19 protein-coding genes are annotated in these 23,740 nt (G+C 66.3%); 7 read left to right on the plus strand and 12 right to left on the minus strand.

All coding sequences use genetic code 11. The annotated features are described in order from the left end of the window. The first annotated feature begins 20 nt into the window (after nt 1-20). Nucleotides 21-1,967: an EAL domain-containing protein gene (locus ACZK0Z_RS13325; protein ID WP_197632273.1), complete on the plus strand. Its 1,947-nt coding sequence runs from the start codon at nt 21-23 to the stop codon at nt 1,965-1,967. On the opposite strand, the gene ACZK0Z_RS13330 is transcribed toward ACZK0Z_RS13325, so the two are convergent. Beyond that, complete coding sequence (locus tag ACZK0Z_RS13330) at nt 1,964-2,575, minus strand: TetR/AcrR family transcriptional regulator (protein ID WP_049430713.1); 612 nt, start codon at nt 2,573-2,575, stop codon at nt 1,964-1,966. The two genes, ACZK0Z_RS13325 and ACZK0Z_RS13330, sit on opposite strands and share 4 nt — an antisense overlap. 104 nt (nt 2,576-2,679) lie before the next feature. Between ACZK0Z_RS13330 and ACZK0Z_RS13335 the strand changes: the two genes are divergently transcribed. Continuing rightward, a complete protein-coding gene (locus ACZK0Z_RS13335; protein ID WP_197619562.1) occupies nt 2,680-3,756 on the plus strand; it encodes an MBL fold metallo-hydrolase in 1,077 nt (358 codons plus the stop codon). An 83-nt stretch (nt 3,757-3,839) separates the two neighbouring features. On the opposite strand, the gene ACZK0Z_RS13340 is transcribed toward ACZK0Z_RS13335, so the two are convergent. Next, nucleotides 3,840-4,136 carry a hypothetical protein gene (locus ACZK0Z_RS13340; protein ID WP_197632274.1) on the minus strand — a complete coding sequence of 99 codons (297 nt, stop codon included), beginning with the start codon at nt 4,134-4,136 and terminating at the stop codon, nt 3,840-3,842. 225 nt (nt 4,137-4,361) lie between these two features. Between ACZK0Z_RS13340 and ACZK0Z_RS13345 the strand changes: the two genes are divergently transcribed. After that, on the plus strand, nt 4,362-7,481 hold the full coding sequence (locus ACZK0Z_RS13345; RefSeq protein WP_197632275.1) for a galactose-binding domain-containing protein: 3,120 nt from the start codon (nt 4,362-4,364) through the stop codon (nt 7,479-7,481). 59 nt (nt 7,482-7,540) lie between these two features. Here the strand turns inward: ACZK0Z_RS13345 and ACZK0Z_RS13350 are convergent, their stop codons facing one another. The 9 genes from ACZK0Z_RS13350 to ACZK0Z_RS13390 form a co-directional block, all read right to left on the minus strand. After that, entirely contained in the window at nt 7,541-8,518 is a 978-nt protein-coding gene (locus ACZK0Z_RS13350) for a transporter substrate-binding domain-containing protein (protein ID WP_197632276.1), read from the minus strand. Nucleotides 8,519-8,533: 15 nt separating this feature from the next. Next, on the minus strand, nt 8,534-10,279 hold the full coding sequence (locus ACZK0Z_RS13355) for an amino acid ABC transporter permease/ATP-binding protein (RefSeq protein WP_197632277.1): 1,746 nt from the start codon (nt 10,277-10,279) through the stop codon (nt 8,534-8,536). Continuing rightward, nucleotides 10,276-10,827, minus strand: coding sequence for a GNAT family N-acetyltransferase (locus tag ACZK0Z_RS13360; RefSeq protein WP_197632278.1), 552 nt, complete (start codon nt 10,825-10,827; stop codon nt 10,276-10,278). Before ACZK0Z_RS13360 ends, ACZK0Z_RS13355 begins: the two co-directional genes overlap by 4 nt. Then, on the minus strand, nt 10,824-12,044 hold the full coding sequence (locus ACZK0Z_RS13365; RefSeq protein ID WP_197632279.1) for an amidohydrolase: 1,221 nt from the start codon (nt 12,042-12,044) through the stop codon (nt 10,824-10,826). Before ACZK0Z_RS13365 ends, ACZK0Z_RS13360 begins: the two co-directional genes overlap by 4 nt. A 4-nt stretch (nt 12,045-12,048) precedes the next feature. Continuing rightward, nucleotides 12,049-13,392 carry an LLM class flavin-dependent oxidoreductase gene (locus tag ACZK0Z_RS13370; RefSeq protein ID WP_049430726.1) on the minus strand — a complete coding sequence of 448 codons (1,344 nt, stop codon included), beginning with the start codon at nt 13,390-13,392 and terminating at the stop codon, nt 12,049-12,051. A gap of 18 nt (nt 13,393-13,410) precedes the next feature. Beyond that, nucleotides 13,411-14,388, minus strand: a complete 978-nt coding sequence (locus ACZK0Z_RS13375) for an MsnO8 family LLM class oxidoreductase (RefSeq protein ID WP_197632280.1) — start codon at nt 14,386-14,388, stop codon at nt 13,411-13,413. Nucleotides 14,389-14,402: 14 nt separating this feature from the next. Then, the gene (locus ACZK0Z_RS13380; RefSeq protein ID WP_005416277.1) at nt 14,403-14,765 is read right to left on the minus strand and encodes a DUF3088 family protein; all 363 of its coding nucleotides are present in this window, start codon (nt 14,763-14,765) and stop codon (nt 14,403-14,405) included. Between the two features lie 157 nt (nt 14,766-14,922). Beyond that, complete coding sequence (gene msuE, locus ACZK0Z_RS13385) at nt 14,923-15,504, minus strand: FMN reductase (RefSeq protein ID WP_197632281.1); 582 nt, start codon at nt 15,502-15,504, stop codon at nt 14,923-14,925. Nucleotides 15,505-15,621: 117 nt separating this feature from the next. After that, on the minus strand, nt 15,622-18,198 hold the full coding sequence (locus ACZK0Z_RS13390; protein ID WP_197632282.1) for a TonB-dependent receptor domain-containing protein: 2,577 nt from the start codon (nt 18,196-18,198) through the stop codon (nt 15,622-15,624). Nucleotides 18,199-18,536: 338 nt separating this feature from the next. Here ACZK0Z_RS13390 and ftrA point away from each other — a divergent pair, with 338 nt between their 5' ends. Continuing rightward, nucleotides 18,537-19,538, plus strand: a complete 1,002-nt coding sequence (gene ftrA, locus ACZK0Z_RS13395; protein WP_197632283.1) for a transcriptional regulator FtrA — start codon at nt 18,537-18,539, stop codon at nt 19,536-19,538. 79 nt (nt 19,539-19,617) lie between these two features. Then, on the plus strand, nt 19,618-20,862 hold the full coding sequence (locus ACZK0Z_RS13400; RefSeq protein ID WP_197632284.1) for a hypothetical protein: 1,245 nt from the start codon (nt 19,618-19,620) through the stop codon (nt 20,860-20,862). Nucleotides 20,863-20,980: 118 nt separating this feature from the next. Here the strand turns inward: ACZK0Z_RS13400 and ACZK0Z_RS13405 are convergent, their stop codons facing one another. Beyond that, complete coding sequence (locus tag ACZK0Z_RS13405; RefSeq protein WP_197632285.1) at nt 20,981-22,750, minus strand: oleate hydratase; 1,770 nt, start codon at nt 22,748-22,750, stop codon at nt 20,981-20,983. 206 nt (nt 22,751-22,956) lie between these two features. On the opposite strand from ACZK0Z_RS13405, the gene ACZK0Z_RS13410 reads away from it, so the two are divergent. Continuing rightward, a complete protein-coding gene (locus ACZK0Z_RS13410; RefSeq protein WP_197619540.1) occupies nt 22,957-23,412 on the plus strand; it encodes an SRPBCC domain-containing protein in 456 nt (151 codons plus the stop codon). 11 nt (nt 23,413-23,423) lie between these two features. Next, nucleotides 23,424-23,738: an ArsR/SmtB family transcription factor gene (locus tag ACZK0Z_RS13415; RefSeq protein ID WP_010484635.1), complete on the plus strand. Its 315-nt coding sequence runs from the start codon at nt 23,424-23,426 to the stop codon at nt 23,736-23,738. Nucleotides 23,739-23,740 lie beyond the last annotated feature (2 nt).

Genomic DNA, 23,740 nt, shown 5'->3' on the forward strand with positions numbered 1-23,740 from the left:
GTCACAGGCGGGAACCTGCTATGGATGCGCTTTCACGGGTTGCGGCTCAGGTCCTGGACAGCGCCCTGCCCAGCCTGCCGCTGTACCTGCTGCAGGCCACGGCGGTGATCGGCATGATCGGCGTGCTGCTGATCGCCACCCGTCGCGCCGGCCACGCCATTGAAGGCCGCCGCCTGTACGTAGGCGTAGCGCTGGGCCTGATCTACCTGTTCAACTCGTGGTTCGTGGCCCGCTATACGCAAGGGGTGGTCAAGCTCCATCTGGGCTTCGACATCCTGCTGGTCAGTGGCCTGCTTGGCGGCTGGCGCGGCGGCCTGGCCTGCCTCGGCGCCAGCCTGCTGGCCCGCTACCAGTTCGCAGGCACGCTGTACTTCCTGCCTGCTGGCCTGGAGGCCGCACTGCAGATGTTGGCAGGCGTCTGGCTGCGCAGGCGCCTGCACCCGCGCATGCTCAATGAACTCTCGCTGCGCATGATCCTGCAGGCCTGGGGCGTACGTATCGCCGTCACCGCGTTCGGCCTGGCCCTGGGCGTGGCGATCATCGGCGCCGATCTGCTGCCGGTGGAAGAGCTGGCGATCCAGCGCCTGCTGGCGCTGCCGCTGTCACTGCTGATGCTGGGCGCGGTGTTCGCACTGGTCTACAACGATGCGCAGATCGACGCGCAGCGCCAACGCGAACAGGCCTGGCTGCGTATCGATCCGATCAGTGGCCTGCCCAACATGCGCGCGCTCGGCGAACGCCTGCAGCACTTCTGGCGCGACAACGACGGCATCGGCAAGGCCTGCCTGATCGTGGCCGAGATGGGCAACCTGCGCGATCTGCGCCTGCGCTATGGTCCTCTGCAGGACAACGGCCTGTGGCAGCGCGACACCACCGACGAGGTGCATCGGTTGCTGCCCGCGCTGCCGACCGGACAGCTGGAGATCCATCAGTTCGGCGACGCCGCGCTGGCGATCCTGGTACGCGACCTGACCCTGCCCGAACTGCGCACGCAACCACAGATCACCGAGCTGGCCAGCAACCTGGCTGACCGGGTCGGCCGTGACTGGCCGGGCTTCCGCCCGTTGTTCCGCTGCGCGGTGGTGGAGCTCAAGCCCCCAACCCCTGAAGACGACGGCCACCTGCCGTTCCGCGCGATCACCCTGGCGCTCAGCGCGATCGAATCGGGCGTGGTGTTCTTTGATGACCCGATCCAGCGCGACAGCGAGATCGACGCCCTGATCGAGAGCTCACTCGAACGCTGGTTGCAGCAGGGGGATGCGCCGCTGTGCTACCAGCCCAAGCATCGCCTGCAGGATCGCCGGCTGGTCGGCGCCGAAGCACTGCTGCGCATGCGCGATACCGAGGGCAGGATGATCGCACCGATGCGCGTGATCTCCCTGCTGCGTCGGCATGGGCGGTTGGCCGAACTGGAATGGGCCACGCTGCAGTCGGCCATCCATTTCCTGCAGCAGTGCCGGCGTGATGCCACAGCGTTGACCGCTGCCGTCAACGTTTCCGCCGAGTCCCTGCGCCAGCCCGGCTTTGGCCAGCGCCTGCAGGAACTGCTGCAGCTGCACGATGTGCCTGGTGAGATGCTGCGCCTGGAGATTGTCGAATGGACCGAGATCGTCGAGCGCGACGTGGTCGATGCCAACATCGCGCAGTTGCTGGCGGCCGAGGTCACCTTGTCGCTGGATGATTTCGGCGCCGGCTATTCAACCCTGATCCTGCTTTCGCAGCTGGCCATTGCCGAGGTCAAGATCGAACAGGCGCTGATCGCCACGCTGTCCGACGCCAAGTCGCAGTCGATCGTGCGCTTCATCGTCGAAGTCGCGCACCGCTGCGGTGCGGTTGTCGTGGCCGAGGGCACCGAGACCCTGGCGCAGGAACAACAACTACGTGCACTTGGCGTGGATGTCGGCCAGGGCTATCTGTACTCGGCAGCGCTGCCGGCCGACGAGTTCCGCCGTTTCGCCGCCAACTAGACTGCGTAGAAGCCCAGGAACATCGCCACCGCCGACTCGGCCACGCGTGCACGCTCATGCGCATTCAACGGCGCCTGCCCCATCGTCACCTGCGGCCAGAACGCGAAGCTCTTCACCAGGCCGTGCAGCTGGTGGCCAGCAAATTCCGGATCAACCTCGCGCAGCCGGCCATCGGCGATGGCCGCGCGGATCCAGGCACTCTCGCCGCTTTCCTTCTCGCCCATGCGACAGACGATGGCCTGCGCGCGCTCCGGCGAATGGATGATCTCGGCCATCGCCACCCGCGCCAGATCGATGAAGTTGGCATCGCTGAGCAGTTCCAGCTTCTGCCCTACCAACTGCAGCAGCTGCGCCTGCAGCGTCTGGTCAGGCCGGTACGGCAACGTATCACTGGCTACGCTGCGTTCCCACAGCTCCTCCAGGATCATCGAGAACAGCGCTTCCTTGCTCGGGAAGTGGTTGTAGACGGTGCGCTTGGAGACCCCGGCCACCTCGGCGATGCGGTCCATGCTGGTCGCCTCGTAGCCCGAGGCACGGAACTCCTCCACCGCCGCGCGCACGATGGCTTCGCGTTTGCGGTCGGTCAGGCGTTGCGGGGCACGGGGCATGGCGGAAACCGGATAGCTGAACGGACACCGACATTTTACACCCGTCAGTGTACTTTTCAAAAAACGGAAACTACACTGTGCAGTGTACTCAGCGGACGTCACCCATGAAGCGCCTGCTCCTTGTCCTCCTGCTTGGAATCCTCGCCGTGACCGCCTACACCTTCTGCAAGTCCTGGTCCCTCCCCGACTTCCCCGACTCGCCGCAGTACCGCGACGGCAAGTTCCGCAACGCCCTGCCGAAGCCGGCAATGGGCCTGCGCGACGGCCTGGAGATCTGGTGGACCTTCCTGTTCAACAAGCCCAAGGGCACCGTGCCCAATCATCCGATCCCGGTGCAGCCGCTGGACCGTGCCACGCTGGACGCTGCGCCGGACCGCAGCCTGTTCCGCATCGGCCATTCCACGATCCTGTTGAAGCTTCGCGGCCAGTACTGGCTGACCGACCCGGTGTTTTCCGAGCGCGCCTCGCCGGTCCAGTGGATGGGACCGGCCCGCTTCCATGCGCCGCCGATCAGCATCGACGAGCTGCCGCCGATTGCCGGCGTGATCCTCTCGCACAACCACTACGACCACCTCGACCACGCCGCCGTGATGCAGTTGGCCGGCAAGACCGCGCGCTTCATCGCACCGCTCGGCGTGGGTGACCAGCTGATCGCCTGGGGCGTGGACGCCGCCAAGGTCGAACAGCTGGACTGGTGGCAATCCACCGAAGCCAACGGCCTGCGCCTGACCGCCACCCCGGGCCAGCATTTTTCCGGCCGCGGGCTGGGCGACAGCGACCGCAGCCTGTGGGCGTCGTGGGTGATCCAGGACGGCGACTTCCGCATCTTCTTCAGCGGCGACACCGGCTACTTCGACGGCTTCAAGGCCATCGGCGAAAAGTATGGCCCGTTCGATCTGACCATGATCGAAACCGGTGCGTACGACCCGCGATGGGCGTTCGTGCACATGCAGCCGGAACAGACCCTGCAGGCGCACCTGGACCTGCGCGGCAAGTGGCTGCTGCCGATCCACAACGGCACCTTCGACCTGGCCCTGCACGCGTGGCAGCAGCCGTTCGAGCGCATCACCGCATTGGCGGCCGCGAAGAACGTGCCGGTGGCTACGCCGATGATGGGCGAAGCACTGGACATGCAGGCGCCGCAGGCGGGTACGCGCTGGTGGGAGACGGTGGAGTTGTAACCGGCGTGACGGGGCGTCATGTATCCCAAGGCCCTGTAGAGCCGAGCCATGCTCGGCTGCTTCTGAAACGTGTTCAGTGGAAGTCAAGCAGGCTCAGCTCTGGCGAAACTGCAGGTAGAGACGCTGGCAGCATTGCTGACATCAGAATGCACCGCTATCAACTCGGCTTCCGGGAGCGCCTTCTGGACCTGCGCGCATGTGTCACGCGCGACATCGTTTGCGGCCGTTCCCTCTCGCCAGAATCGCAACGCCAAGATGCCCGGCAAACCGCTGCCCAGCAATGCATCGTCACATCCCGACTCTGCAAGACATCGCTCAAATGCACTGAGATCTTCTCCGGTATCGGGCACCCGATACATCAGCGTGAAGCTGAATTCCATCATCAATCCATTTCAGACCTGAGGTCGCTATCAATCAGCGTATGACCTAGCCGGCAGGCGTCCAGAGCCACATGCGTCAGTCCCATCGATGAATCGTGACTCAAGCCCACGAAGGAGGCGACCGGGGATCATCCGCAACCTATTGCAGCGCGTCATGTAACCGATTACATACCTTGCTAGCGTAGCGCTCGCCCGATACCGGTCGAACCTGCGAGGCTGTCCGTAATGACGTTGCGCGCCGAACGCTCCAAGGTCTCCCGCTCAGCCTTCCCGTGGCAATCTGCCGCCACCCTGCTGTTGGCCGCCCTCGCCGCTGCCGCACAGGCACAGACCCTTCCCCCCCGCAGTCAATGGCAGGCCAGCAGTTCCTCCCAGCAGGTGCCGGCGATGGCGATCAGCCACCTGATCGACGGCGACCCGAAGACCGTCACCGGCGGCGCCTTCAGCCCCGGCCACTGGTTCCAGATCGACCTGGGCGCGCCCACCCTGCTGGCCGGCGCGCGCCTCACCTGGGATGTCTCCAATCCGGAAGGCTATTCACTGCAGACCTCGCTGGATGGCACGCAGTGGCAGACCGCGTACACCATGGCCGATTCGCTGGGCGACGTTGAAACGCTGTACTTCGCACCACGCCAGGCACGCTACCTGCGGCTGGCCAGTCCACGGCGCACCTCCGACTGGGGCGTGTCGATCTTCGAGATGGAGCCACTGGACAGCACACTCAGCGCGCGCATCGGCGGTGTCGATGCGACGCAGGCAGCCGCACTCTGGCAAGGCGGCAGTCCGGTCGCCTTGCCGACCGGGAAAGGTGGCAGCCACACGCTCGACATCACGCTGCCGCGCACGCAATCCACGGCTGGCCTGGCAGTGGAATGGGCCGACGGCGCGCGCGGTGCGGCCCGCCTGCAGGCACAGGACGCCCAAGGCCGCTGGCAGGAACTGGCCCACGATGCGCAGGCGGCAGATCACAAGCAGAGCTGGCTCGCCGCCGATACCGCGCAATCCGTGCGTGCATTCCGCCTGAGCGTGGAGGGTCCTGCACCAACGGTGGCACGCCTGCGCCTGCTCGGGCCGAAGGCGGTGATGACGCCGATGAAGCAGTACCAGATTGCCGCCAGCGGTGCGCAACGCGCGTTGTTCCCGGCCTCGCTGCAGATGCAGCAGACCTACTGGACCGCTGTTGGGGTGCATGCCGGGCGACAGAAATCGATCTTCGACGAGTACGGCAACCTGGAAGCGTTCAAGGGCGCGCCGCTGGTGCAGCCGATCTGGCGCAGCGCCAGTGGGAGCACTGCAGGTGCCGCCGGGCAGAACGTGCAGCATGCTTTGCGTGATGGCTGGAAGCCGATGCCCTCCGCCACCTGGTCGCCGCAGCCTGGGCTGGAACTGCGCAGCGAAGTGTTCGCCATCGAACGTGATGGCCAGCCGGTAACGTTGTTGCGGCATCGCCTGCACAACACGGGCAGCGCCAGGATCGAAGGCACGCTCAGCCTGGTCGTGCGCCCGATGCAGATGAATCCGCCGTGGCAGAACGGTGGCCTGTCGCCGATCCGCGACGTTGCTGTAGACCGTCAGGCCGTGCGCATCAATGGCCGCACGTTGTTGTATTCGCTCACGCCGGTATGGGCGTCTGGTGCGGCGCCCTTCGGCAAGGAGGGGGCCACGGAAATCACCTCGGCCCTCGCCGTTGGGAAGCTGCCTTCCACCCAGCAGGCACGCGATGAGCAGGGTCTTGCCGCCGCCGCTATGGACTACCGTATCTCGCTGGATCCGGGTGCCAGTGATGCCGTCGTGGTTGCCTTCCCGCTGGGTACTGCCGCCGCCGATACCAAGGGTGTGCTGCCCGAGGCACCACCGCTCGATCTGGCCTCGCTGCCGCGCGACGCCAACACGGCATTCGACACCCTGGCCACACAGGCCTCTGCGGACTGGCAGGCACGGCTGGGCCAGGTCGGCCTGCGCCTGCCCGATCCCTCACTGGTGGACATGCTGCGCGCGCAGGCCGCCTACATGCTGATCAACCAGACCGGCCCAGCCATGCAGCCTGGCCCGCGCAACTACAACCGTTCCTTCATCCGCGACGGCATGGCCACCTCGGCGGTGCTGCTGCGCATGGGCGAAGCCCGCGTAGCGCGTGACTACCTGGCCTGGTACAGCAAACACGGAGTGCATGCCAACGGCCTGGTCTCGCCCATCCTCAACGACGATGGCAGCGTCAATACCGGCTTCGGCTCGGACATCGAGTACGACAGCCAGGGCCAGTACGTCGCGCTGGTGGCCGATGTCGCGCGCCTCGACGGCGGGCCCGGGTCGGTGCGTGCCTATCTGCCGAAAGTGAAGGCGGCGCTGCGTTTTCTGCAGGAACTGCGCGAGCGCACGCTGGTGCCCGGCTACATGGCCGACCAGCCAGCGCCGGAGCGCTTCGCCGGCATTCTTGCGCCATCGATCAGCCACGAGGGCTATCCCTCGCCCACCCACAGCTACTGGGATGACTACTGGGGACTGAAGGGCTGGCACGACGGCGCGTGGCTGGCTGAATCGCTGGGCGACCACGAGACTGCGATGTGGGCACGGGAACAGTACAAACTGCTTTACGACGCGCTGCACGCCTCGATCCGGGCGACGATGGCGTGGAAGGGCATCGACTTCATTCCCTCCTCGGCCGACCTGGGCGATGGCGATCCCACCGGGGTATCGATCGCGCTGGATCCGACCGGCGCACAGAGCGTGCTGCCCGCCGAAGCGCTGCGCACCACCTTCGCCCGCTATCTCGATGACGTGCGCAAGCGCAGCCAGCCCGGCGCGCTGTACGCCTACACGCCATACGAGATCCGCAACGTGCTGAGCTACGTGCACCTTGGCCAGCCACAGGTGGCCGACGAGCTGCTGCAGGGGCTTCTGCACGATCGGCGCCCGCTTGAGTGGCAGGTGCTGGGCGAAGTGGTGCATTCGCGGCTGCGGTTCCCGCGCTATCTCGGCGATATGCCCCATACCTGGATCGGCGCCGAGTACGGCCGCACGCTGTTCGGCATGCTGATGCGCGAAGACGATGATGCGCTGTCGCTGCTGCCAGGCACGCCGCCGTCGTGGGTGGCGGGCGATGGCTTGGCGGTGGAACGCCTGCCGACCGCGTATGGCACGTTGCAGATGCAGGCGCGGCAGCGCGACGGCGTGCTGACGGTGGCGCTTGGCGAGGGGCTGCGCAACGGGACGGCGGTGAAGGTCTGGTGGCCGGCGCGCACGATGCCGAAAACGGTGCGTGTGGATGGACGTAGCGTTTCCGACTTCGATGCCGAGGGTGTGCGGTTGGCGAAGCCCTTCAAGACGCTGGAGGCGCGTTGGTAGAGCAGCCGAGCATGGCTCGGCTCTACAGAAGCGGAGGTAGCGCCGGGCCACGCCCGGCGTCACTGCAGCGTCGGCAACCCCGGTGGATTGGTCTGCGACTGCGGCACCGCTTCCTCGGCCACATTCCAGCGCTTCAGCGCCTGCGCATAGGTGCCGCTGCCGATCTGGGTGTTCAGCGCCTGCGTCACCGCCTCGGCCAGGCCACTGCCCTTGCGCGTGGTCACCGAGATCGCCGCGGCGTTCGGCCAGCCACCGGGGAACAGGCCCACGCGCCGAACCTTGCCATCGCGTGCCGAGTACGCGCCGGTGGCATTGGGCTCGAACGAGACATCGGCGCGGCCGGTGATCACCGCCAAACGGCCGACCACCGCGTCGTCGAAGTACTGGTACTCCACCGCTTTCAGGCCCGCGGCGATGTTCTGCTGGTCCCACTGGCGCAGGATCTGGTCCTGGTTCGTGCTGGCACCCACCACCACCTTCAGCCCCGCCACGTCCGCCGGCTTCTCGATCTTCTGGATCGGCCCATCCGTGCGCGTGTAGATGCCCAGCAGGTCGTAGCGATAGCTGGAGAAATCGAACTTCTTCTTGCGCTCTTCAGTGACCGTCACGTTCGACAGCACTGCATCGTACTTGCCCGACTCCAGCCCCAGCGGCCAATCGGCCCATGCCACCGGCACGATCACCAGCTTCAGGCCCAGCGCATCGGCGATCAGGCGCGCGATGTCGGGCTCGATGCCGACCACGTCCTTGCTGTCGGCGCCGTAATCGGCCAATGGCAACTGTCCCGGATGGGTCGCCACCGTAAACGCCCCCGGCGTGACGAAGCGGTAGCCCGCGGGAATCAAGGCCTGCGCCTTGGGATCGGGCGTGCCCTTCAGCACCGTGCTGTTCGCTCCGGCCAGGCTGCTCGCGGCCACCGCCGCAGCCTCCGGGGCCTGGCGCACGCGCGAGTAGACGATGCCGGCGATGCCGATGACCAGCACGCCGGTGATCAACAAGGTACTGCGTGAGGGACGACGGGGTGCTGCAGGGCTCATGGCATTCCTTGAGGGTTACAGGGTCTTGGCCAGGAAGTCGGCCGTGCGTTGGTGGCGCGGGCGCTCGAATAACGCCTCGGGCGTGCCCTGCTCGATCACCCGGCCCTGGTCCATCATCACCACGTGGTCGGCCACTCGGCGGGCGAAGCTCAGCTCATGGGTGACGATCACCAGCGTGGTGCCGGAGCGGGCCAACTCTTCGATCACACTGAGCACTTCCGCCACCAGTTCCGGGTCCAGCGCCGAGGTGGGTTCGTCGAACAACAGCACCTTCGGCTGCAGCGCCAGGGCACGGGCGATCGCGATGCGCTGTTGCTGGCCGCCCGACAGCTGGCGTGGGAAGGCATCGGCCTTGTCGGCCAGGCCGACCCGCTCCAGCAGCGTGCGCGCCTGCTCTTCGGCCTGCGCGCGCGGTACGCCGCGCACGGCGATCGGCGCCTCGATGATGTTCTCCAGCGCGGTCAGGTGCGGGAACAGGTTGAAGCCCTGGAACACCATGCCCACCTCGGCACGCCGACGGCGGATCTCACGCTCGGGCAGTTCGTACAGGGTGTCACCGTCGCGGCGGTAACCGATCAGCTGGCCGCCGACAGTCACGTAACCACTGTCCGCGCGTTCCAGGTGGTTGATCAACCGCAGCAGCGTGGATTTCCCGGCACCGGACGGGCCGATCAGTACCGTCACGCTGCCAGCGCGCAGGTCCAGGTTCACGTCTTCCAGCACCGGCTGCTCGCCGAACACCTTGCCCACGCCATGCAGCGATACCGCCGCACCCTCGCCCGCTTCCACCTGGGTGGCGATGCGCGGGCGGTTGGCCACGCGCGGCGCAGCATCACTGGATGTCCGCACCGGTGACGACACCCGCGACACCGAGCGCTCGCGCTGCAGCTGGCCGCGCGCGAAGCGCTGTTCCACGCGCCGCTGCAGCAGCGACAACACGGTCAGGATCACCAGGTACCAGACCGTGGCCACCATCAGCAGCGGCACCACTTCCAGGTTGCGCCGATAGATCACCTGCACGGTGTAGAACAGCTCCGGCAGCGCCAGCACGTAGACCACCGAGGTGCTCTTGGCCAAGCCGATCACATCGTTGAACGCCGCCGGCAGGATCGAACGCATCGCCTGCGGCAGGATGATGCGGCGCACCTGGCGGCCACGCGGCAGGCCAAGCGCGGCGGCCGCCTCGTACTGCCCATGGTCGACCGAGAGAATGCCGCCGCGAATCACCTCGGCCGAGAACGCGGCCTGGTTCAAGGTCAGGCCCAGTACTGCTGCCGTGAACACGCCGATCAGTTGCGTGGTCGGGTACGAGAACAGGCTGATGCCGGTGAACGGCACGCCCAGCTCGATGGTGCTGTACAGGTAGCCCAGGTTGTTCAGCAGCAACAACAGCACCAGCAGCGGGATCGAGCGGAACAGCCACACGTAGCCCCACGACACCGCCGACAGCAGCGGCGAGCCGGACACACGGGCCAACGCCAGCAAAGTACCCAATGCGAAACCAAGTCCGGTGCCAAGCGCGGTCAGCAGCAGCGTGCGGCCCAGGCCCTCGAGCACTGGGCGTGCGAAGAACCATTCGGCAAAGGTGCCCCAGCCCCAACGCGGATTGCCCAACACCGATTGAAGGCCGATCAGGATCAGCGCAAGTGCCAGCACAGTGCCAACCACCTGCAGCGGATGGCGCGCCGGCACGATCTTCAACGCGGGCGCTGGCGCAGGTCGCGCAGTGATCCCCTCAAGCGCAGACGACGGCGTACTCATGCGTGGGCTCCGTGCAGCACTGTCTGGGACGGCGAAAGCACTGGCGTCGGTTGCCCAAGAAGCTTCTCGAACGGGAGGTGCGCGATGGTTTCCGGATCCGCGTCCAGATCGAACAGCGCGGTGTAGCCATGGCTCAGGTACAGGCCGACCGCCTCGGGCTGGCGGAAGCCGGTGGTCAGGAACACCCGCCGATAGCCCTGGCGTGCCGCCTGGTCTTCCAGCTCCTGCAGCACGCGCCGCGCGATGCCCTGGCGGCGCAGCCCAGGCAGCGTCCAGATACGCTTGAACTCGGCGGTATCCGGATCACGATGCGGCATGAAGGCGCCACCCGAGATGGCAGCGCCATCACGCAGCAGCAGCACGAACGCCCCTACCGGTGCGGCGAAGGCCTGCGCCGGATAGCGCTGCAGCTCCTCGCGTGCGCTGCCGCCGATGCGGCGGCGCACGTCGGCGTAGCGGCTGTCGTACTCCTGCTCCAGGCCATCGAACAAAGGCCGCGCCAGCGGATCATCCACCGAGGTATAGAGGAAGCGTTCGTTGCTGCTCATGTCGCGTCCTTCACCAGATAGTCTTCGGCCAGCCGCGCCCACAGGCTGGCGGCGGGTGCGATGGCCGCATCGTTGAACACATAGCGCGGGCTGTGCAGCGGGGCGCTGTCACCGTTACCCACGAACACGAAGCTGCCGGGCCGCGCCTGCAGCAGGAAGGCGAAATCCTCGCTGGCGGTGCGTGGCGCGAATTCGGGCACCACCTGTTCGGCACCGAAGCCCTGCACCGCCACCTCGCGGATGTAGGCGGTCTGCTGCGGGTGATTGATCACGCTGGGGAAGCCGCGCGGGAATTCGATCTCGGCGCGCGCACCAAACGCGGCGGCGGTCTGCTCGGCAATCTCGGTGACCCGGCGCCGCAGGGTATCGCGCACCTCCGGTAGATAGGCGCGCACGGTCAGCTTCAGCTCGACCACGTCTGGAATCACATTGGCGGCCTGCCCGCCGTGGATCGAACCGACGGTGACCACGCCCATCTGCCGCGGATCGACATTGCGCGACACCACGCTCTGCAGCGCGGTGATGATGTGCGCCGCCACCAGGATCGGATCGACGCTGCCCTGTGGCTCGGCGCCATGGCCACCCTTGCCGATCACCTTCAGCCGTGCCCAATCCACCGACGCCATCGCCGGGCCATCGACGAAACCGAAGTGGCCCACCGGCACGCCCGGCCAGTTGTGCAGGCCATAGATCGCATCCACCGGGAAGCGCTCGAACAGGCCGTCGGCAATCATCTTCGATGCACCCGAGCCGGTTTCCTCGGCCGGCTGGAATACCAGCTGCAGGGTCCCATCGATCCGTCCGTGGTGGGCCAGGTAATGCGCGGCAGACAGCAGGATGGCGGTGTGGCCATCATGACCGCAGGCATGCATCAGGCCCTCGGTCTGGCTGGCATAGGCCAGGCCGGAGTCCTCATGGATCGGCAGTGCGTCGATGTCGGCGCGCAGGCCGAGGCGACGGCTGCCCTGCCCGCGCTGCAGCGTGCCGACCACGCCGGTGCCACCGAGCCCGGTGGTCACCTCATAACCCCACTGCTGCAGCAGTTCGGCCACGCGGGCGCTGGTGCGATGCTCCTCGAAGGCCAGCTCAGGGTGCCGATGCAGGTCATGGCGGATCGCGATGGCGGCCTCGGCGCGTGCTGCGATCTCAGGCAGCACGCCGGTTGTTGGGGAAGTCCGCCGGGCGTGGCCCGGCGCTACCGCGCTTTCTCCGCTCATCGCCCTACCCTACCTTCCGCGCCGGTTCGGCATCGGTCGAATAGCGGCTGGCCTTGTACGGCAGCCCCAGATGCTCGCGCAGGGTCTGTCCTTCCAGCTCGCGCTGGTGGTAACCGCGCGCCTGCAGGATCGGCAGCACCTGGGTCACGAAATCGTCCAGGCCTTCGCGCTGTGCGGCGAAGCCGAGAATGAAGCCATCGCTGGCACCCGCATCGAACCAGCGGATCAGCTCATCGGCCACATGCTCCGGTGTGCCGATGAAGTTTGGCCGTGGGCTGACCGCTTCCAGCGCCACCTGGCGCAGGCTCAGTCCCTTCTCGCGCGCGTCCTGCTTGATGCGGTCGGTGGTGGAGCGGAACGAATTGCTGCCGATGTCGCCAAGCGCCGGGAACGGTGCATCCGGGTCGTACTGGCTGAAATCATGGTGATCGAAGAAGCGCCCGAGGTAGGCCAGCGCATCTTCCAGCGTCGCCAACGCGGCAATCGCCTGGTATTTGGCTTCGGCCTCCTCGGCAGTACGGCCGACGATGGGACCGATGCCCGGGAAGATCTTCACGTCGTTGCCGCTGCGGCCGTGCGCGATCGCCGAGTTCTTCACCTTCTGGGTGAACGCGCGGGTTTCTTCCAGCGACGGCGAATGGGTGAACACCGCATCGGCGTACTTGCCGGCCAGCGCGATACCATCATCAGACGAACCGGCCTGGAAGATCACCGGCTGGCCCTGTGGCGAACGCTGGATGTTGAGCGGCCCTTCCACCTGGAAGAAGCGGCCCTTGTGATCGAGGCGGCGGAACTTCTCCGGTGCGAAGAACGTGCCACTGTCACGCTCGCGCACGAAGGCATCGTCATCCCACGAATCCCACAGCCCCTGCACGACGTCCAGATACTCATCGGCGATCTGGTAGCGCAGAGCGTGCTCCGGATGCGGGCGGCCGTAGTTGCGGCCGGAGCCTTCCAGCGGTGAGGTCACCACGTTCCAACCGGCGCGGCCGCCGCTGAGAAGATCCAGCGAGGCAAACTGCCGGGCCACGGTGAACGGGTCGCTGTAGGAGGTCGACAGCGTGCCGGCCAGGCCAATCTTCTTCGTTGCCGTGGCCAGTGCCGAGAGCAGCGAGATCGGCTCAAAGCGGTTGAGGAAATGCGGGATCGACTTCTCGTTGATGTACAGCCCATCGGCCACGAAGCCAAAGGCAATTCCGTTGTTCTCGGCGGTGCGCGCGATGTCGATGTAGAACTGCAGGTTGACGCTGGCATCGGCCGGATTGGATGGATGCTTCCAGGCATGCATGTGGCTGCCAGGGCCCTGCAGCATGATGCCGAACGGAATGTGGCGCGGGGTGGTGCTCATGGGGATCGCTCCTGCAGGTCAGGCCACCGCCGCGCGTGGCGCGGGCGACAGCAGTTCAAGGGATGTCAGGCGTGCGTCGAGGTCGGCCACCGGCGCATCGAGAATGAACTCACCCACGCCGAAGCGCCGGTGCAGCGCGTCCAGTTCGTCACGCACATGCTGCGCATCGCCGGACAGCACGCTGGGGCGCGTTTCCTCGATGCGGAAGTCCGCCACGCCCACCTGGCGTGCGTACTCGGCAGCCGCCTCGGGGCTGGGCAGGTTCACCGCCTGCCCGGGACCAAGGTGCAGCTTGTAGACGCGTAGCGCACCGATGTGCCGCGCAGCCGCTTCGGCCGTAGGTGCGGCGAAGGCCACCGTCGCCAACAGAGGGGGCTGCGAGGAGACGCTGCGATAGGCATCGAACGCGGCCTCGATGTGCTTCGGGTCGCCATCGAAGTGCGCGGCGTAGACGAAGCGCCAGCCCAGCTCGGCCGCCTGCTGCGCACTCTGCGGGCTCGCACCGAGCAGGAAGCGCTCCGGCGCCTGCTGCGGAACCGGACGCGCCAGCACATCGGCTTCAGCGCCGGACAGATAGCCCTCAAGGTCGCGCAGCTGCTGGTCGAAGTCGGCGAACGCCGGGCGCCCGGCCGCCAGCGCGGCAGTCGACGCTGGCAGGCCGCCCGGCGCCTTGCCCACGCCCAGATCCACGCGCCCTGGCGCCAACGCTGCCAGCAGGTTGAAGTTCTCCGCCACCTTGTACGGCGCGTAGTGGCGCAGCATCACCCCGCCGCTGCCGATACGGATGCGCCGGGTCTGCGCCAGCACCCACGCCGCAATCACCTCCGGTGCGGGACTCGCCAACGTCGGCGTGGCATGGTGCTCGGCAAACCAGTAGCGGTGGTAGCCCAGCTGTTCGGCGCGCTGCGCCAGCTGCAGGCTGTTGCGCAGCGCTTGCTCCGGCGAGGCGCCCTCGGCCACCGGGCTCTTGTCCAACACGCTGATCTGATAGCTCATCGTCGCGTCCTCGCTCAGGGGTGGGCCACGGGAATGCCGAGCAATCCGTTCAGCGCGGCCAGGATCGGCTCGGCACCGGAGATGTACTGGCGATCCTGGTGCGCGCCGCTGGCCAGCTCGCTGCGCACGCCCTGCGGCAGCACCAGCTTGGGCAGCGACTGGTCCTGCTCGCCGATCTCGGCGATCACCTCGCGGCGCGGCCGCGCGAAGCCGATGCGGCGCACGTCCAGCTGCGCGTCCAGACCGTCGATGCTCGACAGCGCCCCTTCCAGCAGCAGGCTGTGCCGGCAGAAGAAGCGCTGGCCGGGAATCTGTCCGTCCTCGAACTCACGGTCGAGCAGGAACAGGATGGGCTTGTCGGTTGCGTCCAGACTCACGGGGGCGTCCTCATCGGGGGGCGGCAATGCGATGCCGCTTCGATATCGATGCTAGAGATGACGGCCGCCGGGACGGCGATGCCAGGCGACAATCGGCGGTCAGATCCGGCCATGCAGATGCGCCTTGGCCATAAGCAAAGCGCCGCCGGTTATGCCGTCAGGCGATCCGTCGCAGCGGCGCCGGTACCGCCAGCGCCTGCACAGCCAGATGCCCGGCCGCGCGCTCGGTCGCCAGCGCGATGCGTGCCTGCAGGGCCGCACTGTTGATACGCTCGCCATCGAAGTCGGCCGACGTGGCGTACACCCCGATTGGCAGCGTGTGCGCCTGCAGGAAGCTGAACAACGGCCGCAGCTGATGATCGATCACCAGTGCGTGGCGCTCGCTGCCGCCGGTTGCCGCCAGCAAGACCGGCGTATCCACCAGCGCTTCCAGCCCGATGAAATCGACCAGGTGCTTGAACAGCCCCGGATACGCCCCCCGATAGACCGGTGCAGCCACCACCAACAGTTCGGCCGCCTCGATCGTCTGCAGCGCCTGCTCCACGGCGGGCTCCGCTTCATCGCGCGACAACGACTGCCCCAGCGAGCGCGCGATCGGCGCCAGCTCCACCAGATCCACACTGGCGTGCACCCGCTGCTGCAACGACTCCAGCAGATACCGCACCAGCAGCAACGTGCGCGACGTCGCCGAACTGGTCGGCGACCCCACCACTGCAACCACCTTCAATGCAGAAGACATGAACTGCTCCTCGATGATGCCGGACTACGTCCGGCCGCCTTTCGCCTTTTGTAGAGCCGAGCCATGCTCGGCTGCTTCCCGCCCTTGTAGAGTCGAGCCATGCTCGACTGCTCCAGGTCAGAACCGGTAATTGACCCGCCCATACCAGTACGCCCCAACGTTGCCCAGCACGTCGCCGTTGTCCCAGGTCGTCTCGATGCTGGCCACATCGGTGGCACTGCGCGCGTACTCCGGCACCTTGCGGGTGCGCTTGTCGAACACGTTGTTGATGCCCAGCGCCGCACTCCAGCCCGCACCCAGTTCCACCGCACCGGAGAGATTGGTCACCAGCACCGGCGGCTGCTTGTACTCCACGCCGTTGTTCAGGCGCTTGATCGGGCCGTAATACGTGAAGTCCACATTCGAACGCCAGCGCCCGTTCTGCCACCCCAGCCCGGCCACCTGCGTGTAGCTCGGCGTACGGAAGCGCAGCGCGTACTCGCTGCTCTTTGTCAGCAGGTTGATGTTCGGCAGCCCCTGCAGCGCCGCCGGAATGTCGCTGACCTTCTGGATGGTGGTGCGGCCCACGTTGGCCGCGTAGCTCCAGCGCAGCTTGCCCCACGCAGTCTCCTGGTTCGCTTCCAGGGTCAATTCGACGCCGCGTGTGCGGGTGTTGCCCACGTTGGTGAAGTAGCTCGCGTAGAACGCATCACCCGGCAGGATGCTGATGCCGGCCGAACCCAGCAGTGCATCGATGGTGTTCTTCTGCACCGCGCTCAGCACCGTGCCGCTGTTGTCGGTGATGCGCGCCGGATCCTGTGCGTTGTAGCCGATCTGGCTGGACTGCCCGAGCTGGCCACGGATATCGATCTGGTACGCATCCACGGCCAGGTGGAAGGCCGGGCTCGGGTCCCAGGTCACGCCGAGGCTGTAATTGGTGGCCTTCTCAGGCTTCAGCGGCGTGGCACCCAGTGCGACCGCCGCCGGCGAAGACACCTGTGCCACCAGCGTGGTGCCGCACGGGCAGCTGCCGGTTGCCTGGTAGTACTGCGCGCCCAGGCTGGGCGCATGGAAGCCGTTGCTCACCGTAGCCCGCACACCCAGCGCATCGGTGAAGTCGAAGCGCGTGGTCAGGCGGCCCGTGGAAACGCTGCCGAAGTCGGAATGGTCTTCCCAGCGCGCGGCGGCATCCAGGTACCAGCGCGAGGTGATGTTGGTGGCTGCACCCACGTACACCGCCTTGCTGTTGCGGGTGGCCTTCACCGCATCGGCGGTGGAGTAGCCGACGAAGGCAGCCGCACCGAAGCCAGTGTACGACTCCCACTGCCCTGCCCCGCGCTCGTATTTTTCGTGCTGGTACTCCGCGCCCGCGCTCACTTCCAGGGGCGAGGCGAACGCCGCCACCTCGAACCCGCGCCGCAGGTCCAGGTTGGCGATGCCCTGCTGGTAGTCCAGCTTGCCGTCGTAGAAGTCGGTGGGCGAACCGGGGTACGGCAGCGAGTAGTTCACCGAATTGCGGGTGTAGGTACGCACCGTGCTGCGGTTGCCGGTCAGGCTGGCGTCGTAGTCCCATCCCGCAATCTGTCCCTTCACGCCCGCGGTACCCGTGTACTGCTTCTCCTTGGTTTCCAGCACCGGCAGGAAGCCATCGGGAAACACGCTCAGTACGCCGGGGGCCTTGTAGGTGGTGAAGATGGTCGCCGGCAGGCGGAAGTTCTGGATCGCCTGCGCGGTGCGATCGCTGGCGGTGGCATTGGCATAGAACTGTGCGCTCTCGCCCAGCCCATGGCCCACGTTCACCGCAAACGCCTTCAGCGCGTACGACGGGGAACTGAGGATCGTGTTGGCCTCGGCATTGCGGCCGGCTTCTGCCGGGTTCGGCGATGCGCCGGTCGGCAACCGGTTGTTCGGTCGCAGCGCGACCAGATTGCCGTTGGCATCTACCGCCGGATAGCTCAGATAGCCATCGATGTAGCGGCGGGTACGGATCGCGTGGTGCTGCCGCGTGGTCTCGCCGGACAGGTTGACGAAGCCATCGGCGCCCCACGGCAGGCCCACGTTGGCACGCACGCTGGTGCGCGATCCATCCCCGTCGATGCTCTGACCGCTTTCCACAGCCAGTTCGCCACCCTGTGCCTGCGATTTCAGGATCACGTTGACCACACCGGTAATCGCATCCGAGCCATAGATGGCTGAAGCGCCATCGCGCAGCACTTCCACATGGTCGATGGCCGAGACCGGAATCAACGCCAGATCGGCCCAGGCATGGCCGGGGAAGCCACCGCCGTTGGCGCCACTGACATAGGCACTGGCATTGCGGCGCTTGCCGTTCACCAGCACCAGCGTGTAGCCCGGCGACAGGTTGCGCAGCTGGTAGCCACGGATCAGGCTCTCCTGGTCGCTCTGGTAGCCACCGATCTGGCTGAGCGACGGCAGCGCGCGTTGCAGTGCTTCCAGCAGGTTGGCCTGGCCGGTGGCGGTGAGGTCTTCGGCCGAGATCACATCGATCGGCGTGGAGCTGTTCTTCACCGTACGCGTGCTGGTGCGCGAGCCGGTCACCACCACGGCATCCAGCGTGGATGCCGCGACATTGGCGGTTGCTGCCGTGGTGGCAGGATCCGTATCGGCTTCAGCGGCATGGCTGGGCGACGTGGCCAGGGTGGCCGCGATCAGGACGGCAAGAGAGCTCAGGACAGGAGTGTGGGCGGCAGGCATGGGGGCTCGTGGGGGTAGGCCGGAAACACGCTTCCATTCAAGGGCCTGTTCACCCACTGCGACAGGCACGAACGCGTCACCCAGCCGTAACATCCGGCCACCCACATGACCGCTGGTAATGACGTTAGGCGGCATTGCCGGTGCACTGCTGTCTGTAGAGCCGAGCCCACGCTCGGCTGCTCTTCGTGACGGCGTCAGATGCATCCCCCCTGCCGGTATTGAGCCGAGCGTGGGCTCGGCTCTACAAGAGGGGAACGACCGCTCCATATGCCTGCCCGGCATCACCTCATGCCCGTACACCACTCCGCACCGCGCATCACCGCCCGTAGCATCAGGCCATGCCCAGCCCACCTGCCGATCCCGCCGCACCGCTCGTCGCCATCGTTGCCTGCCACGGCCAGGGCCTGTTCGAGTTCGGCTGCGCGGTCGGCCTGTTCGCACCCGTGCGGCCGGAACTCGGCGTGGCCTGGTACCGCACCCAGCTCTGCGCAGGCGAGCCCGGCGCATTGCGCATGCTCGGCGGCACGCAGGTGCAGCTTCCCTACGATCTGAGCACAGTTGATGACGCTGACATCATCGTCATTCCCGGCTGGCGTGAGCCCAGCGAGCGTCCACCACAGGCGCTGCTCGAAGCCCTCATCCGTGCCCACGCACGTGGCGCGCGCATCGCCTCGATCTGCTCCGGTGCCTTCGTGCTGGCCTGGGCCGGGCTGCTCGACGGCCGCCAGGCCACCACCCACTGGCGCCTCACCGAAGCGCTGGCGCGTGACTTCCCGCGCATCGACGTACGCGAGGATGTGTTGTACGTGGACACCGGCAGCATCATCACCTCCGCAGGTTCGGCCACCGGCATGGACATGATGCTGCACATGGTGCGCAAGGATTACGGCGCACGGGTAGCCAACCTGGTGGCCGAGCGGCTGGTGCTGGCACCGTGGCGTGATGCCGGCCGCAGCCAGCGCGTCAGCCGGGCCATTCCCAATGGCGAGCCCTCGCGTCTGGCAAAACTGATGGAATGGATGCGCCGCAACCTGCGCGAGCCGCACTCGCTGGGCAGTCTTGCCGAGCAGGCCGCGCTCAGCCAGCGCACGCTGCAGCGGCAGTTCCTGGAAGCCACCGGCCTGTCACCCATCGACTGGCTGATCCGCGAACGCGTGGCCTTTGCCCGCGAGCTGCTGGAGACCACCGACCGGCCGCTGCAGTGGATCGCTGAGCAGGCCGGCTTTGGTTCACAGGAATCGTTCCGTCGGCACTTCCGGGGTCAGGTCGATGCGAGCCCTACCGAGTACCGCAGCCAGCATCGCAACGGCATCGGTGCCGACCGCCTGGTCGGCTGCTGAGCGCCCTCTTTCCCGGCTTTCCACGGCGCCCCCACCGCCGAAAGATAGGGGCACGCCCCACACTGCCGATGGAACGGTGATGACTGACAGCCCCTACAGGAATTACCGCGTCGGCATCGGCGTGTCGCTGCTGCTGGCCGTGCTCATCGCCGCGCTCTCGCTCATCGCGGTGGCGACGCCCAACCTGGGCTGGGGCGTCGTGGCGCTGGCCACCGTCGCGATCTGGGTCGGCCTCCCATTGCTGCTTGTCCTGCTGCTGGCCTGGCTGCGCTACATGGTGCGGCAGCGCGGTCAGGTGCCCGGCCGGGTACACGCGCTGATGTTCGTGCCGACCGTCGCCGCCATGCTCATCATTCCGCTGTGGCATTCCCTGCAGAGCAGTTGGGCCAGCCTTGGTGGCGGTTCGCGTGCCTCCATCGCAGAGCTGCACGTCAACCTCAGCGGGCAGCCGCTGTGGCTGGACACCACGCCGTATGCATCCACCGGCTCCGGCGCTGGCCCGGACCTGCCCATGAAGGGTGAAACGCCCGGGCAGTTCATGGCCTTCCATCGCTATCCCAATGCACAGTCCGACGCAGACGGAGCGTTCCCGTATGAGGACGGGCGCCTGAAGCGCTCCGTTGACCACTATCGCTACGCCACACCCTCTGGAGATCGCGCTGTCACCGATGTGCCCCTGGAGCGCCAGCCGTATCCGGACACCGCCCCCTTCAATGCCGGATGGCGCCGCGCAGACACACCGGAACTCGTGTACATCTACTACCACTACAGCGATCACGTGGAGGTCGCGCCAACACTCGCACGCCTCAGCGGCTTCACTGCCGACGATCTGGAACGCAGCCGCTTTGAAGGCCTCGTGCTGTTCAGGATCCACAACTACGGCAGCGCACCGATCGTGCGGCTGGAGGTCAATGGCACCGCACTGGACATCGGTGACAGGGCCATCGAGAGCATCCCGGACGCGCCCGGGGACTGCACGGCCTACGGCTCCCCCCTCGGCACCGCATTGTTATCGCTGGACGCACCCCTGCAGGTGCGCTGGCAAACCGTCGATGCACCGACTCGTTGGCACAGCGCGCGCGTGCAGGTGCCTGCGTTCCGGCAGCCGCTGCCACTGCAGGGGCAATCCACGTTGCAGCGTGTCCTGCTGTACGTACTGCCCGACGGCACGCTGGCCGCCGAACGCTACGCCGAAGTATTCGAGGGCGATAGACTGCGCGGCATCAAGGCCACCGGCCTGCCCGCCAGTGCGGCCACCCATGCGGTGTGTGGCAGCGCCCGCGCGAGCTACCGCGAAGGTGCCGACACCGTGCTGGCCGACTGACTCGCGGGGCACGCGGGCTCAGCCTTGATGCCATCTCTCCGTCGCTACGTTCGCCGGGCATGGCCCGGCGCCACCTGACGCGGCTTTCCTGGTAGCGCCGGGCCACGCCCGGCGAGGCCTAGTCCTCCTGCACCAGCTTGAACTCGCGCAGCAGGCCACCGATCTGGGTCTTGTCCAGCTTGTTCATCAGCAGGTTGCGCAGGAACGCCGGCCCGGGAATATCCAGTTCCTTGCCATCGCGCAGCCGTCCGGTCGCGGCCAGCAGCGAACGCACATCGTAGGTGGAATTGAACACCTCCGGCACACCGCGTTCGATGTCCAGCAACGTGTACACCGCCTCCATCGGCGTGCGCACCGAGTACTCGGTGGTGAAGATGCAGTCGCGCTGCTTCGATTCAGCGAACTGGCCAATGAAGGCGAAGTTCACCGCACCTTCCGGCACCACGTCCGGGCGATCACCGGCCTGGCGCGGCATGAAGAACGCGGTGATGTACGGCATCATCACCGGAACCGTCTTGGCACCGGTCGCGGCCAGCGCATCAATCTCTTCCACCGGCACGCCCAGGTGGTACAGCCACTCGCGGGTGATCTCCTCGCCGGTACAGTCCTGCATCGGCTTCTTCACGTAGTCACCGGGCGTATCCACGAACAGCGAATACACCCAGACCACGATCTGCTCCTTGGGCTGGTTCTTGAAATGCGGCTGACGGTTCACCGTCCAGCTCATCAGCCAGCGCGAGTCGCGCACGCTGACGATGCCGCCGGTCACCACCTTGCCGCTGAAGGGGTCGCGCTTGGCAATCTTCTGGATGTAAGCCGGAATGCGCGCATCCAGCGTGGTTACCGTCGCCGATTCCCACTTGGTTTCCGGGATATGCGCGCCGAACACATCCGGGCGCCCGAATGCCGCATCCTTCGCGGCAATGCGTCGCCACAGGTCCCAGGCCGGCGCCGGACCTTCATTCAGGCGTGCCGCAGTGTGGTGGTCGCCATTGTCCGAGTTCTCAGTCAGCGAGCCGATGGTCATGAACAGAAGATCGTCCGCGCCCAGATCCACGCCACCGGCTACACCATCACGCATCCAGTGGATGCGCGTGGCCTGCTTGCGGCCCGGCTGCAGATCGAAGTCGACGTCGGTCACCTCGGTGCCGTACTGGAACACCACGCCATGGTCCTGCAGCCACTTCACCAGCGGCAGCACCAGCGATTCGTACTGGTTGTATTTGGTGAACTTCAGTGCCGAAAAGTCCGGCAGGCCGCCAATGTGATGGATGAAGCGATGCAGGTACAGCTTCATCTCCAGCGCCGAATGCCACTCCTCGAATGCGAACATGGTGCGCCAGTACAGCCAGAAATTGCTGTCCAGGAAATCACGGCCCAGCACTTCGTTGATGCGCTTGTTCTCCATCTCCTGCCGGGTGGCCAGGAACAGCGCGATGATGTCCTTCTGCGCCTGCTCGGTCAGCGTGAACAGGCCGTCGGTGTGCGCATCCTCGCCGCGATTGATGGTGGCGCGCTGCAACGAATAGTTCGGGTCGTCCTTGTTCAACCAGTAGAACTCGTCCAGCACGCTGGCGTCCTCGATCTCCAGCGAGGGAATCGAGCGGAACAGATCCCACAGGCACTCGAAATGGTTCTCCATTTCGCGGCCACCGCGGATCACGAAACCCTTCTCCGGCACCTTCAGGCCATCCAGCGCGCCGCCGGCAATCTGCTGCTGCTCAAGGATGGTGATGCGTTCACCAGCCATGCGGCCGTCGCGCACCAGGAACGCGGCACCGGCCAGCGAGGCCAGCCCCGAGCCCACAAACCAGGCGCTCTTGCCATCCACACCGGCCGGCTTACGCGGGCGCGCGAAGGCTTCGTAGTTGCCACTGCTGTAGTACATGCACTGCTCCTTCCTGGAGGGGGTCCACCCCACTCTAGCGCCGAACCCTTCTCCCTCATGCTTCAGCCCGCCTGTGACCCAGTGACGCAGTAGTGCCAGGCCAGGCCTGGCAGATCCCCTCCACACCGAAGATTGACATGCAGGCATTTGCCTGCATATAGTCACCCCAAGGGCGGCGCCTGCCGGCCCATCGCGAGGAACCTGCAATGGTGGATATCGCACACAGGGTCGGCATCAAGGCCCCCGCAAGCCAGGTGTACCAGGCCTTGGCCACCCCCGAAGGCGTGTCCGGATGGTGGGCCGAAGATACTCGTGGCGACCGCCAGGTTGGCGGCACGGTCAAGGCGCGTTTCACGAACAACGGCCAGGAGATCGGCGCCATGGAAATGAAGCTGGAACAGCTCATTCCCGGCGAGCTGGTGCTCTGGAAGTTCCTGGCGGGCCCCGCCGAATGGATCGGCACGCATGCGCGTTTCGCCCTGAAACAGGAAGGCGACTACTGCATCGTGCTGTTCACCCACGAGGGCTGGAAGGAACGCGTCGAGTTCACCTCCCACTGCAGCACCAAGTGGGCGGTGTTCCTGATGAGCCTCAAAGCCCTGCTGGAAACCGGCAAGGGCCAGCCCAACCCACACGACATCAGGATCGACAACTGGAACTGACGACGCTCCGCATGAATGCAGACAAGGTGTTCAAGGCCCTGGCCGACCCCACGCGCAGGACGCTGCTGGACCTGCTCTGCGCAGACAACGGCCAGACCCTGGGCCAGCTCTGCGAGCACCTGGACATGGCCCGGCAATCGGTCACCCAGCACCTGGGCCTGCTGGAAGACGCCAACCTGATCAGCACCGTGCGCCGTGGCCGCGAGAAGCTGCACTTCATCAACCCGGTGCCGCTGCATGAAGTCTACGAGCGCTGGGTACGCAAGTTCGAGCAGCAGCGCCTGAGCCTGCTGCATGACCTGAAACGCGAACTGGAAGGAGAATGACG

Source organism: Stenotrophomonas sp. 116085_Sma, from assembly GCF_056479585.1.